Below are 12,875 nucleotides of genomic sequence, written 5' to 3'. Positions count from 1 at the left end.
GGGCGCGGGTGCGGGCGCCCGGTGGCGTGCGTCAGTCGCGCTCGCCGAGCACCACCGGCCGGTCGCCCCACGCCGCGAGCCGCCCCTCGAGCCCGGCCCGCACGGCGGGCCACTCGTCGGCGAGGATCGCGTATACCGCGGTGTCGCGCCAGGTGCCGTCCGGGCGGCGCATCGCGCGGCGGTGGACGCCCTCGAACGTCGCCCCGAGCTTCGCGATCGCGGCGCGCGAGCGCGCGTTCACGGCATCCGCCTGCAGCTTCACGCGGCCGAAGCCGTGGTCGAACGCCAGCCTGAGCATGAGCAGCTTCACCTCGGGGTTCACGACCGTGCCCCACACGCGCGGGTCGAAGCCGGTCCAGCCGATGTGGGCGGCCTCGTTCGGCAGGTCGAGGTCACCGAGCTTGGAGGCCCCGACGATCGTCCCGTCGTCCGGGCCGCCGCGCAGGCGGACCGCGAACGGGATCGCGTCGGCCGCCGGCGTGTACGAGCCCCGTGCGAACGTCTCGAACGCCGCGTCATCCGCCGGCAGCGCCGACGGGCCGCCCGCGAACCCGCCGGCGAACACCTCACGGCGCCCGATCGCGGCGCGCAGCGCCGGGAAGTCGTGCTCGGTGAGCGGGGTCAGGGCGACGTGGCGCCCCTCGAGGGCGTGGACGAGCGGGCGCGTGGCGGGCACCCGGCAAGTCTGCCACCCACGCCCCGTCGCGCGGGACGCGCGCGGAACGGGAGGAATTTCCCGCCGACACGCCGGCGCGAACGGATGCCGCGACGGCGCGCCGCGCGGAAGTTCCTCCCGAATGGCGGGCGGAGAGGGCAGCGGGGGGCGGCGTGGGTCGGCAGGACTCGGCGGTGGGACCGCGGGGCCGGACCGGCTCAGTCGAGCAAGTCGTGCAGCTGGACGATCTCGTCGCGGCCGGGGCCGACGCCGATCGCCGAGAACCGCGCGCCCGACATCGCCTCGAGCTCGCGCACGTAGCTCTGCGCGTTCGCGGGGAGGTCCTCGAACGACCGCGCCCCCGAGATGTCCTCGGTCCAGCCGGGGAACTCCTCGTACACGGGCTTGGCGTGGTGGAAGTCGGACTGCGAGACCGGGACCTCCTCCATGATCACGCCGTCGACGTCGTACGCGACCGCGACGGGGATGCGGTCGAGGCCCGTGAGCACGTCGAGCTTGGTCAGCACGAAGTCGGTCACGCCGTTGATGCGCGCGGTGTAGCGCGCGATGGGCGCGTCGTACCAGCCGGTGCGGCGCCGGCGGCCCGTGGTCGTGCCGAACTCGTGGCCCTTGTCGGCGAGGAACTCGCCCCACTCGTCGAACAGCTCAGTCGGGAACGGACCCGAGCCGACCCGCGTCGTGTACGCCTTGACGATGCCGATGACGCGGTCGATGCGGTTCGGGGCGATGCCCGAGCCGGTGACGGCGCCGCCCGAGGTCGCGTTCGACGAGGTCACGAACGGGTAGGTGCCGTGGTCGACGTCGAGCATCGTCGCCTGGCCGCCCTCGAAGAGCACCGTGTCGCCCGCGTCGAGCGCGCGGTGCAGCAGCAGCGACGTGTCGGTCACCATCGGCCGCAGGCGGTCGACGTAGCCGAGCAGCTCGTCGACGACCTCGTCGACCTCGATCGCACGCCGGTTGTAGACCTTGAGCAGCAGGTGGTTCTTCTGGTCGAGCGCGCCCTCGACCTTCTGCCGCAGGATGTTCTCGTCGAACAGGTCCTGCATGCGGATGCCGACGCGGTTGATCTTGTCGGCGTAGCTCGGTCCGATGCCGCGGCCCGTGGTGCCGATCTGGCGCTTGCCGAGGAAGCGCTCGGTGACCTTGTCGAGGGTGCGGTGGTACTGGGTGATCAGGTGCGCGTTCGCCGAGATCTTCAGCTGCGAGGTGTCGACGCCGCGGGACTCGAGCCCCTCGATCTCCTCGAAGAGCACCTCGATGTCGACGACCACGCCGTTCGCGATGACCGGCGTGACGCCGGGCGTGAGGATGCCCGACGGCAGCAGGTGCAGGGCGTACTTCTCGTCGCCGACGACGACGGTGTGCCCGGCGTTGTTGCCGCCGTTGAACTTGACCACGTAGTCCAGGCGCGAGGAGAGCAGGTCGGTCGCCTTGCCCTTGCCCTCATCGCCCCACTGTGCTCCGATCAGCACGACTGCGGGCATGTCAGTCCTCTCGTGCCGCACCCGGCGCGGCGGATTCGTCGGACGGGTCGCCGGCGGTCGCCTCGGGCGACGGGATCGGCGGCAGGGGATCCGTGATCACGCTGATGACCTGCGTGGGGGTGAACTCGGAGGCGATGCGGGCGGGTGCCTCGGCATCCGCGGCCTCGAGGTCGGCGGCGGCCCGCGCGGCGCGGTCGGCGAGGCCGAGGCGCGCGGCGGCGCGGCGCTCGGCGTCGAGCGCCCGCAGGTACGCGCGGTTCGGCTCCTCCGCCCAGCGCACGGGCGAGCCGGGCGCCCAGCCGGACGCCTCGAGCTGCCGACGGGCGAGGTCGACGGCGACCACCGAGTAGGCGAAGGCGTCGAGGGCCCGGCCCTCGGAGTCGGCGAGGTCGGCGAGTTCGGTCCAGGCGAGCGGCGACGACGGGTGCTCGCTCACGACTCCGGACATGGACGCCCGGTCGGCCGCGTCGAGCGCGCGCCGGACCTCGGGTTCGTCGGCGAGCACCGCCTCGGCTTCGGTGGGTGGCTGGTCCTGAGTCACACTCAACCGTATCGCATGGGGTTCTCGCGGCCCGGGGTGCCGCGGTGCCGATCAGGCGCGTCCGTGGGGCCGTTCGGAGCGCACCGCGGGCGTCGCCCCGGCGAGCGCGGGACCGAGCCCGAGGTCGACGAGCACGACGCGGCCGGCATCCCGCGACGCCGGCTCGAGCAGCAGCCCCGCCTTGACGGCGCCCATGGTCACGGTCACGTCCGCCGGCAGCACGGTCGGGTCGGGCACGGTGCCGTCGTCCGGGGAGACGCCACTCGGCAGGTCGACGGCGACGACGAGCGGATGCCTCGCGGCGCCGCCGGCACCCGTGACCCACTCGGTCCCGAGCACGTCGCGCACGCGCGCCACGACCTCGCGCGCCCGGCCCCGCAGCGCAGGGCTCGCGGCCGCCCCGATGCCGAGGATCCCGTCGACGAGCACGTCGGCCGACCGGACCACCTCGTCGAACGCGTCGCCGTCCGGATCGAGGTCGGCGGCGCCCGCCCGGTGCGCCGCCGCGAGCCCGGCCTCGTGGATGCGAGCGCCGACCGACACGATCCGCACGTCGGCGCCCCGCTCGGCCAGGTGCGCCCCGGCGAACAGCGCGTCGCCGCCGTTGTCGCCGGACCCGGCGATCACGACGACCAGCGCGCGGGACGCGGCATCCGTCGGTCGCGACCGCGCGACGAGCAGCCGGCCGATCTCGTCGGCGAGCGCGGCCGCGGCGCGCTGCATGAGCGGTTCGCCCGCCTCGAGCAGCGGCAGCTCCGCCGCACGCACCTGGGCGGCCGTGTACCCGTCGCCGGGCGACGGTGCGGCGGCTGGCGTGTCGGTGCTCACGCGCCCGAGCCTACGCCGCGGCATCCGCTCGGCTCAGCGGCCCGGCGATCCGCGCCCGAGCACCCTCCGACCCCCGGCGTTTCTCAGGAGGATTCGCACGGTCGACGGTGTTCCTCAGGAGGACACGCCGCACCTGACGACGACCCGCCGGATAACTCCTGAGAGGCGCATGCAGCCGCCCGCGGGCGGGGGGACGGCGGAGGGGCCGGGCCCGGTGGGCCCGACCCCTCGGTCGCTTCGCTCAGGTCGTCACTGGACGACGTTGAACGCGTTGACGTTGCCGGCGCCGTAGAAGCTGTTGCGCTCCCCGCCCGTGCAGGTCGCCGCGTAGCCGGGGCGCGGCTCGTACACGCCGTCCGGGCACTCCAGCGGGGTCGCCGTGCGCTCGAGGAACGACGCGAGCTGGCCGACCTTCATGTCCGGGTGCGCCGACAGCGCGAGCGCCGCGACGCCCGCCGCGTGCGGTCCGGCCATCGACGTGCCCTGCGACCAGCCGTAGCCGCCCGGCACGGTCGAGAGGACCGCGTCGGTGATGGTGGAGACGGCCCCGTTCGTGCGGAAGCGGGTGTCGCCACCGGGAGCGGTCACGTCGACGACGCCCTGGCCGTACGACGAGTAGTAGCTCTTCGCCTCGGTCGGGCCGACGGCCGACACCGTCACGACGCCCGGCGCCTCGGCCGGGAGGTCACGGCAGGCTCCGGTGATGGTGCGGTCCTCGACGGGGTAGCTGCCGTCGTTCGGGCTGCCGTCGTCGATGAACTTGTGCTGCAGGTCGACGTTGCTGTTGCCGGCCGACGCGATCGTCAGCGTGCCCTTCGACTGCGAGTAGCTCAGTGCGCGCTGCACGGCCTGCCAGACGGGACGCTGGCGCGGGTCGTTGACGCAGTTGAACTCCCACGGGTCGATGTAATAGCTGTTGTTCGTGATCGGCATGCCGTGGTCGGCGGCCCAGAGGTACGCGCAGACCGCGGCCTCGGGGTAGATGTAGCCGTCGTCGTTCACGACCTTGACCGAGGCGACCTTCACACCGGGCGCGACGCCCGCGATGCCGACGCCGTTGATCGCCGCGGCGATCGTGCCGGCGACGTGCGTGCCGTGCGACGAGGTCGTGTTCTTCCACGCCGCGGGGTCGGTGTCGACGACGCCGCCGAGGCACGACGCGCTCTGGTCGAAGGCGACCTGCGAGGCGAGGTCGGGGTGGGTCCAGTCGATGCCCGAGTCGAGCACGCCGACGACGACCGACGGGTCGCCGGTGGTCACCTCGTGCGCCTCGGGGACGTCGATCTGCTCCATGTCCCACTGGTAGCTCCAGTAGGGCTCCGCAGTGGGGTCACCGGACGCCTCGAGCGCCGACTCGTCGAGCACCTCGATGGTCTCGTCGTCGATCAGCGTCGTGCCGAGCCCGTCGGTCGACGCCACGGACTGCACGCCGCCGCCGACCACGGACGACTCGAACGCCGTGTTCGTGGACGTCGCGACGAGCACGCCGATCTGGTCGTAGCTGGCGACGACGGTGCCGCCGGCGGACGCGACGCGCTTGGCCGCGGCCGTCGTGTTCGCGCCCTGCGGCGCGAGCACGAGGTAGGTGTGCTCCGGCCCGGCGGCCGCGGCGGGTGCCACGGCGGTGCCGATCAGGCCGACGGCGAGGGCGACGGCGGATGCCGCGCCGATCACCTTGTGGTTCCTCATCCTGTCTCCATTCGGTGGGTGGAGTCACCGCCGACCGCGTCGGCCGACGGTCCGGCCCGTCCAGTGGATGCAACGACAACGCGACCCTGGTCGGGTCGCGCAGGCCGGTGGCCGAAGCCTATCCACGACCCTCGTCCGGGGGATAGCCCTTGCCCGGGTCCGGTTCCGCGGGCGTCGTCTCGCGCGTGCGCGCGCAAGTAGGCTTGAGCGCATGTCGAAAGTCCTCACGAGCCTCCCCGCCGGCGAACGCGTCGGCATCGCATTCTCGGGAGGTCTCGACACCTCCGTCGCGGTGGCGTGGATGCGCGAGAAGGGCGCCGTGCCCTGCACCTACACCGCCGATCTCGGCCAGCCCGACGAGCCCGACGTCGAGGCGGTGCCGGGTCGCGCCCTCGAGTACGGCGCCGAGCTGAGCCGACTGGTCGACGTGAAGACCTCGCTCGTCGAGGAGGGCCTCGTCGCCCTGCAGTGCGGCGCGTTCCACATCCGCTCCGGCGGGAAGACGTACTTCAACACCACGCCGCTCGGCCGTGCCGTCACGGGCACGCTGCTCGTGCGCGCGATGATGGAGGACGGCGTCGACATCTGGGGCGACGGCTCGACCTACAAGGGCAACGACATCGAGCGGTTCTACCGCTACGGCCTCATGGCCAACCCGCGCCTGCGCATCTACAAGCCGTGGCTCGACAGCGCGTTCGTGACCGAGCTCGGCGGGCGTCGCGAGATGAGCGAGTGGATGCAGGCCCGCGACCTGCCCTACCGTGCGTCGGTCGAGAAGGCGTACTCGACGGATGCCAACATCTGGGGCGCCACGCACGAGGCCAAGAAGCTCGAGGACCTCGACGCCGGGATCACGATCGTCGAGCCCATCATGGGCGTGCGCTTCTGGGACGACTCGGTCGCGATCGAGGCCGAGGACGTCACGGTGCGCTACGTCGAGGGCCGCCCGGTCGCGCTCAACGGCGTCGAGTTCGACGACCCGGTCGAGCTCGTGCTCGAGGCGAACCGCATCGGCGGCCGCCACGGCCTGGGCATGAGCGACCAGATCGAGAACCGCATCATCGAGGCGAAGTCCCGCGGCATCTACGAGGCGCCCGGCATGGCGCTGCTGCACATCACGTACGAGCGCCTGCTCAACGCGATCCACAACGAGGACACGGTCGCGAACTACCACAACGAGGGTCGCCGCCTCGGCCGCCTCATGTACGAGGGCCGCTGGCTCGACCCGCAGTCGCTCATGCTGCGCGAGTCGATCGTGAAGTGGGTGGCGTCCGCGGTGACCGGCGAGGTCACGCTGCGCCTGCGCCGCGGGGACGACTACACGATCCTGAACACGCACGGCCCGGCGCTGAGCTACCACCCCGACAAGCTCTCGATGGAGCGCGTCGGCGACCAGGCGTTCGGCCCGGAGGACCGCATCGGCCAGTTGACGATGCGCAACCTCGACATCGCCGACTCGCGTGCCCGCCTCGAGCAGTACGCGAACCTCGGCATGGTGGGCGGGGCCACGGCGCAGCTCGTCGGCGAGATCGCGGCAGGCCAGGCCGCGCAGATCGCGGCGGGCGAGGCCGAGACCGAGCTCGACGCCGCGACGGATGCCGCGAACGAGGCGGCCGCGTTCGACCTCGGCACCGACTGACCCGTTCGGCTCTCGCGCGCGCGACCCCGTCGGTGCCATACTCGGCGACATCCGCGCGCGGCGGTGACGCTGCGCGCCTCGCGACCGCTCGGGGAGGCTGCGATGCACGACGGTGACGACCGACAGGGCGGCGCGGAGTGAGCGGCGGGGAGTGGGCCGCCGTCGTCGGCGGGCTCGTGATCCTCGTCGACCTGGCGATCCGCATCGCGGCGCTCATCATCATCCCGCGCGACCGCAAGCCGACGGCGGCGATGGCGTGGCTGCTGGCGATCTTCCTGATCCCGTTCGTCGGCATCCTGCTGTACCTGCTCATCGGCAACATCCGGTTGCCGAAGCAGCGGATGGCGCGGCAGCAGGTGGCGGATCGGATGATCGCCGAGCGGGCCGACCGCGTCGACCTCGTCGCCGACCACGACGCCTGGCCGGCCTGGTTCGACTCGGCGGTCGCGCAGAACCGTCGGCTCACCGGCCTGCCCGCGACCTCCGGCAACCGGGCGACGCTGATCGACGACTACCAGGGCTCGATCGACGCGATGGCGGCGGACATCGCCACCGCGACGCGCTTCGTCCACGTCGAGTTCTTCATCGTCGCGTTCGACGACACGACGCGCGGCTTCTTCGCGGCCATGGAGGAGGCGGTGCGCCGGGGCGTCCGGGTGCGGCTGCTCATGGACCACATCGCCTCGTCGAAGGTCCCGTTGCACAAGGCCACGGTCGCCGAGCTCGACCGGATCGGGGTCGAGTGGCACTACCTGCTGCCCGTGCGGCCGTTCAAGGGCGACTGGCAGCGTCCGGACCTGCGCAACCACCGGAAGATCGTGGTCGTCGACGGCGTCGTCGGGCACGCGGGCTCGCAGAACCTGATCGACCGCAGCTACGACTCGCCGAAGAACCTCAAGCGCGGGCTGATGTGGCAGGAGCTCGTCGCCCGCATCACTGGTCCCGCGGTCGCGGAGCTCAACGCGGTCTTCCGCTCCGACTGGTACGCGGAGACCGGCGAGATCCTCGGGGACGACGCGAACGTGCCCGCCACCGAGATCCCGGTCGACACGTCGCCCGAGGCGCTCGACTGCCAGGTGGTGCCGAGCGGCCCGGCGTTCGAGAGCGAGAACAACCTCCGGCAGTTCCTCACGCTGGTGAGCGCCGCCCAGGAGCGGGTCATCATCACGAGCCCGTACTTCGTGCCCGACGAGGCGATGGTCTACGCGATCACGTCGGCGAAGCTGCGGGGCCTCGACGTGCAGCTGTTCGTGTCGGAGATCGGCGACCAGGGCGGCGTGTGGCACGCCCAGCGCTCGTACTACCGGGCGCTGCTCACGGCCGGCGTGCGGATCTGGCTCTACCCGGGCCCGTACATCCTGCACGCCAAGCACCTCTCGATCGACGACGACGTCGCCGTCATCGGCTCGAGCAACATGGACATCCGCTCGTTCGCGCTGAACTTCGAGGTCACGATGCTCGTGCGCGGCGCGTCGTTCGTCGCGGACATGCGCGCGGTCGAGGCGAAGTACCGGGAGCTCGGGCGCGAGCTGACGCTGGAGGAGTGGAACCGGGAGCCTGCGACGGCGACGTTCCTCGACGGCATCGCGCGGCTCACCTCGGCGCTGCAGTAGGCGGGCCGGCATCGCCCGGCTGGGCGTTCGCTGCGCGTTCACGATAACTTGCACACTGATGTGCACGTTCGTCGTACACTGGTCGCATGCCGTCCGACACCGACGCGGGCCGTCGCACTCCCCGTCGGGACGCGGCGGAGAACCGCGAAGCCCTCCTGAACGCCGCCGTGGCGACGCTCGCGGCCGACCCCGAGGCCTCGCTCGAGGCCATCGCGGCCGCCGCCGGCCTCAGCCGCCGCGCGCTCTACGGCCACTTCGCCGGACGCGACGAGCTCATCGCCGCGCTCATCGACCGCGGCGCCGAGCGACTCGTCGCCGCCGCCGGCACCATCGACCACGCCGACGCGACCGTCGCGATGGCGCTCCTCGGCGCCCGCCTCTGGGACGCCGTCGAGCACGTGCGCCTGCTCGCCCAGGTCGCGCTCCGCCGGCCGTACGTCGAGCGCGCCGCCTCGGCGCTCGCCCCCGTGCGCGAGCGCCTCGCCGCGCTCGTCGAACGCGGGGTCGCCGACGGCAGCGTCCGCAGCGACATCCGCCCCGCCGTGCTCGCACGCCTCGTCGAGGAGTCGGCGCTCGCCGTGCTCGCCGAGGCCGCGCGCGTCGGCCTCCCCCACGACGAGGGCCGGCGACTCGTCATGCTCGCCGCCCTCGGCACCGCCGGGCTCTCCTGGCGCGAGGCGGGCGCGCTCATCACCGACACTCCGGAACTGACCGAGGAAGCATGAGGATCGACCTCCACGGCGTCGCCAAGGGACGCCGGGGCCGGGCGCTGCCCGCCACCACCATCGGCTACGAATCGGGCCGCGCCACGCTCGCGCGCGCCGAGACCGAGCAGCGGCCGACCGTGCTCGGACTGCTCGCGTCCGGTCGCATGCGGCCCGACGCCGGCACCGTCACGGTCGACGGCCGGGCGGATGCCGCGAGCATCCGCCGCCGCATCGCGCTCGTGGACGCCCCCGACGTCTCCGACCCGGCGCCGAACGTCACGGTGGCCGGCGTCGCCGCCGAGGAGCTCATGTTCGCCGGCATCCCGTCGAACCCGGTGTCCGTCTCGCGGTGGCTCGCCGACCTCGGCCTCGACGGGCTCGCGCGCACCCCGATCGCGAACGTCGACCCGCTCGATCGGCTGCGCCTGCTCACCGAGCTCGCGCTGCTGCGGGACGGCGTCGAGGGCCTCGTGCTCGTCTCGCCCGACCGCCATGGCGGGGACCCCGCCGAGTGGTGGTCGCTCGCGCGCAGGCTCGCCGACCGCGGCTACGCCGTGCTCGTGATCGCCGGCGACGCGGCCGCCGCGGCCATCGCCGCCGCCGACCTGCTCGAGCGACTGCACGGTTCCGACGAGGGCGACGACGAGTTCGCACTCGCCGAAGGGGGACTCGCGTGAAGGTCCCCCAGATGATCGCCGCCGAGCTGCGGCGGCTGACCTCGACCCGGATGTCGGTGCTGGCGCTCCTCGCCCTCGTCGCCGTGCCCGTGCTCTACGGCGGCCTCTACCTCTGGGCGAACCAGGACCCGTACGCGAAGTTCCCCGAGGTGCCGGTCGCGCTCGTCGTCGAGGACGAGGGCACGCCCGCCATCGACGACGCACCCGCGCGCAACGTCGGCGACGAGGTCGCCGACGAGCTCATCGCCGACGGCGCGTTCGACTGGCACCGCGTCTCCGCCGAGGAGGCCGCAACGGGCCTCGACGACTCCACGTACGACTTCGCCATCACGCTTCCCGCCGACTTCTCCGACGCGCTCGCCTCCCTCGGCACCGACGAGCCCCGGCAGGCCGAGATCCTGCTCTCCACGAACGACGCCAACAGCTACCTGGCCGGGACCATCGGCGCACAGGCGGTCGAGCGGATCCGCGCGACCGTCGCCGAGCAGGTCGGCCAGGAGGCCGCGTCGCTGCTGCTCGACTCCATCGCCGACATCCGCAGCGGCATCGTCGACGCCGCGGACGGGGCGGCGCAGCTGGCGGACGGCGCCGGCACCGCGGTCGACGGTGCGGAGCAGCTCGGCGCCGGAGCTTCCCAGCTGTCCGACGGGGCGGCCCGGGCCGCCGACGGATCGGCGCAGCTCGCCGACGGCACCGCCCGGCTCGCCGACGGCTCGGCCGAGCTGGCGAGCGGGGCGGCGCAGGTCGCCGACGGCAACGCGCAGCTCGCGGCATCCGCCGACCGCGTCGGCAGCGCGGTCGACGAGGCCGCCTCGGCCGTGCCCGAGGCCCGGCGGGCCATCGCCGACGAACTCGCCGCGCGCGGGGTGGACCAGGCGACGATCGACGCCGCGCTCGCGAAGCTCGACCCGGTGGGCGACCGCATCGCGGCCGGCAACGACCGCGTGCAGGGTGTCGTCGGCGACATCGACCGCCTCGCAGAGGGAAGCCGGCACGTCGCCGACGGGAGCGCGCAGCTCGCCGCGGGCGCGCGCGATGCCGCGTCCGGGGCCGCGCAGCTCGCCGACGGCACGGCGCAGCTGGCCGACGGCTCCGCGCAGCTGTCGGCCGGGCTCGGCGCGCTCGAGGACGGGCTGGGCGAGCTCGCCTCCGGCGCGGGCACGCTCCGCGACGGACTCGACGACGGCGCGGCCGAGATCCCCGACACCGACCAGGCCACGCGCGACGCGCAGGCCGAGACGATCGCCGACCCCATCGCGCTCGAGACCGACTCGGCCACGCACGCCGAGAACTACGGCGCCGGGCTCGCACCGTTCTTCGCCGCGCTCGCGGGCTGGATCGGCATCTACGCGCTCTTCCTCATCGTCAAGCCGATCTCGCGCCGGGCGGTCACGGCCCTGCACTCGCCCGTGCGCATCACGCTCGCGGGCTGGCTGACGCCCGGCCTCCTCGGCGCCGTGCAGATGGCGGCGCTCTACCTGGTGCTCGCGTTCACGCTCGGCTTCCCGATGAGCAACCCGCTCGGGACGCTCGGCGTCATGGTGCTCGCGTCGGCGACCTACGCGGCGATCATCCTCGCGCTGAACGTCTGGCTCGGCTCGGTCGGGCAGTTCCTCGGCCTCGTGCTCATGGTGCTCCAGCTCGTGACGGCGGGCGGCACGTTCCCGTGGCAGACGCTGCCCGCACCGCTCGCGGCGCTGCACCACGTGCTGCCGATGGGCTACGTCGTCGACGCCATGCGCCAGGCCATGTACGGCGGCGACCTCGCCCGGGCGGGCGCCGACACGCTCGTGCTGGCGGCATGGCTCGTCGGCGCGTTCGTGCTCGCCGCGATCGGCGTGACGCGCATGACGCACTTCCGCACGCTCCGGGACCTGCAGCCGAGCCTGATCGGCTGAGGCGTCCGGACCGCCCCGGGCGGCGCGGCCTACGCCGGCGTCTGCTGGTGCGCGGCCACGTGCCACGCGCCGTCGTCGTACAGGTAGGTGGTCGACATCCGCAGGTCGGCGACGTCGTCGCCGCGGCGGGCGACGGCGCGGTAGGCGAGGATCCCGGCGCGGTCGCCGAGCCGCACCACGGCGGGCTCGTGGATCTCGTAGGCCTCCCACGGCGGCGCGCTGCGGAACGCCGCGATCACGTCGTCGCGACCGAGCACCGCGCCCTCCACGATCATGAGCGCGTCGCGGGTCATCGCGCGGGCGTAGTGCTCGCCGCCGTGACCGGCGAGGATGGCGCGCCATCCGGAGTGCTCCTCGTGCAGGAGCCGGGCGGGAAGATCGTCGGTGATCTCGGTCATGCCGCCACGCTACGCCGGAACGACCCGCCGCGCACGGGCGACGTCAGTGCGTGGTCGCCCAGCGGCTGCGGTCGGGGGTCGCCCGCTCGCGGGCCAGCGTGCCGGACGGGATCCCGAGTCGCGCCTCGGCGACGCCGAACGCCATCCGGTCGGCCTCGTCCTCGTCGATGAGCCCGAGCGCGTGGTGCTGCACCGCGATGCCGTCGATGACGGCGGTGAGCACGCTCGCGTCGCCCTCCGGGTCGGCGCTCGACCCGATGCCGGAGGCGTCGATGCGGCGGATGATGCCGGCCAGCCGCACGTAGGACTCGCGCTGGTGCCGGGTCAGCGAGGCGTGCAGCTCGGCGTTGCGGGGCGCCTCGCTCCAGGCGTCGATCCAGACGAACCAGTGGTCGCGCGGGGTCGTCGTGAGCCAGTCGGCGAGCGCCGTGATCGGCTCGAGCGTCGTGGCGAGCTCCTCGTCCTCCTCGGCCTCGGCGAGCACGGCCGCGTCGAACGCGGCGGCCATCAGCTGCTCGCGCGTCGAGAAGTAGTGGCGGATGAGCCCGTGGACGACGCCCACCTCGGCCGCGACGTCGCGCAGCGTGACCCGCGCGAAGCCGTCCCGCGCGACGAGCCGCAGGGTGGCCGCGATGATCTGCTCACGACGCTCGGCGGGGTCCAGTCGGGTGGCCATCCGCCCATGGTAGGTGCTCTTGTCCGGACGGACAATCGCGCTCGCGGCC

12 protein-coding genes are annotated in these 12,875 nt (G+C 73.4%); 5 read left to right on the top strand and 7 right to left on the bottom strand.

The genetic code is table 11. The features are described from left to right. Nucleotides 1–31 precede the first annotated feature (31 nt). The 5 genes from ABD230_RS09120 to ABD230_RS09100 all read right to left on the bottom strand — a co-directional run bounded on the left by ABD230_RS09120 (nucleotide 32) and on the right by ABD230_RS09100 (nucleotide 5,218). Nucleotides 32–676 (bottom strand): GNAT family N-acetyltransferase, encoded by a 645-nt coding sequence (locus tag ABD230_RS09120; protein ID WP_344372053.1) that lies wholly within the window; start codon nucleotides 674–676, stop codon nucleotides 32–34. 197 nt (nucleotides 677–873) lie between these two features. Beyond that, complete coding sequence (locus tag ABD230_RS09115; RefSeq protein WP_344372050.1) at nucleotides 874–2,160, bottom strand: adenylosuccinate synthase; 1,287 nt, start codon at nucleotides 2,158–2,160, stop codon at nucleotides 874–876. A gap of 1 nt (nucleotide 2,161) precedes the next feature. Further along, entirely contained in the window at nucleotides 2,162–2,701 is a 540-nt protein-coding gene (locus ABD230_RS09110; RefSeq protein WP_344372048.1) for a DUF3151 family protein, read from the bottom strand. Nucleotides 2,702–2,752: 51 nt separating this feature from the next. Further along, nucleotides 2,753–3,529 carry an NAD(P)H-hydrate epimerase gene (locus ABD230_RS09105; protein WP_344372045.1) on the bottom strand — a complete coding sequence of 259 codons (777 nt, stop codon included), beginning with the start codon at nucleotides 3,527–3,529 and terminating at the stop codon, nucleotides 2,753–2,755. Nucleotides 3,530–3,778: 249 nt separating this feature from the next. After that, nucleotides 3,779–5,218 (bottom strand): S8 family peptidase, encoded by a 1,440-nt coding sequence (locus tag ABD230_RS09100; protein WP_344372042.1) that lies wholly within the window; start codon nucleotides 5,216–5,218, stop codon nucleotides 3,779–3,781. Nucleotides 5,219–5,429: 211 nt separating this feature from the next. Here ABD230_RS09100 and argG point away from each other — a divergent pair, with 211 nt between their 5' ends. The 5 genes from argG to ABD230_RS09075 all read left to right on the top strand — a co-directional run bounded on the left by argG (nucleotide 5,430) and on the right by ABD230_RS09075 (nucleotide 11,752). Beyond that, on the top strand, nucleotides 5,430–6,857 hold the full coding sequence (gene argG, locus ABD230_RS09095; protein ID WP_344372037.1) for an argininosuccinate synthase: 1,428 nt from the start codon (nucleotides 5,430–5,432) through the stop codon (nucleotides 6,855–6,857). 137 nt (nucleotides 6,858–6,994) lie between these two features. Further along, on the top strand, nucleotides 6,995–8,470 hold the full coding sequence (gene cls, locus ABD230_RS09090; RefSeq protein WP_344372034.1) for a cardiolipin synthase: 1,476 nt from the start codon (nucleotides 6,995–6,997) through the stop codon (nucleotides 8,468–8,470). 86 nt (nucleotides 8,471–8,556) lie between these two features. Then, complete coding sequence (locus ABD230_RS09085) at nucleotides 8,557–9,195, top strand: TetR/AcrR family transcriptional regulator (RefSeq protein ID WP_344372031.1); 639 nt, start codon at nucleotides 8,557–8,559, stop codon at nucleotides 9,193–9,195. Beyond that, entirely contained in the window at nucleotides 9,192–9,854 is a 663-nt protein-coding gene (locus tag ABD230_RS09080) for a hypothetical protein (protein ID WP_344372028.1), read from the top strand. Before ABD230_RS09085 ends, ABD230_RS09080 begins: the two co-directional genes overlap by 4 nt. Further along, entirely contained in the window at nucleotides 9,851–11,752 is a 1,902-nt protein-coding gene (locus ABD230_RS09075) for a YhgE/Pip family protein (RefSeq protein ID WP_344372024.1), read from the top strand. The genes ABD230_RS09080 and ABD230_RS09075 overlap by 4 nt, the downstream gene beginning before the upstream one ends. A gap of 29 nt (nucleotides 11,753–11,781) precedes the next feature. On the opposite strand, the gene ABD230_RS09070 is transcribed toward ABD230_RS09075, so the two are convergent. Together ABD230_RS09070 and ABD230_RS09065 are read right to left on the bottom strand one after the other, a co-directional pair. After that, nucleotides 11,782–12,150: a nuclear transport factor 2 family protein gene (locus ABD230_RS09070; RefSeq protein WP_344372021.1), complete on the bottom strand. Its 369-nt coding sequence runs from the start codon at nucleotides 12,148–12,150 to the stop codon at nucleotides 11,782–11,784. Between the two features lie 43 nt (nucleotides 12,151–12,193). Continuing rightward, complete coding sequence (locus ABD230_RS09065) at nucleotides 12,194–12,826, bottom strand: TetR/AcrR family transcriptional regulator (RefSeq protein WP_344372018.1); 633 nt, start codon at nucleotides 12,824–12,826, stop codon at nucleotides 12,194–12,196. Nucleotides 12,827–12,875: the final 49 nt, after the last annotated feature.

Source organism: Agromyces tropicus (assembly GCF_039531345.1).
In the GTDB taxonomy this organism is placed as follows: domain Bacteria; phylum Actinomycetota; class Actinomycetes; order Actinomycetales; family Microbacteriaceae; genus Agromyces; species Agromyces tropicus.
This window is presented reverse-complemented; position numbering and strand designations above follow the sequence as displayed.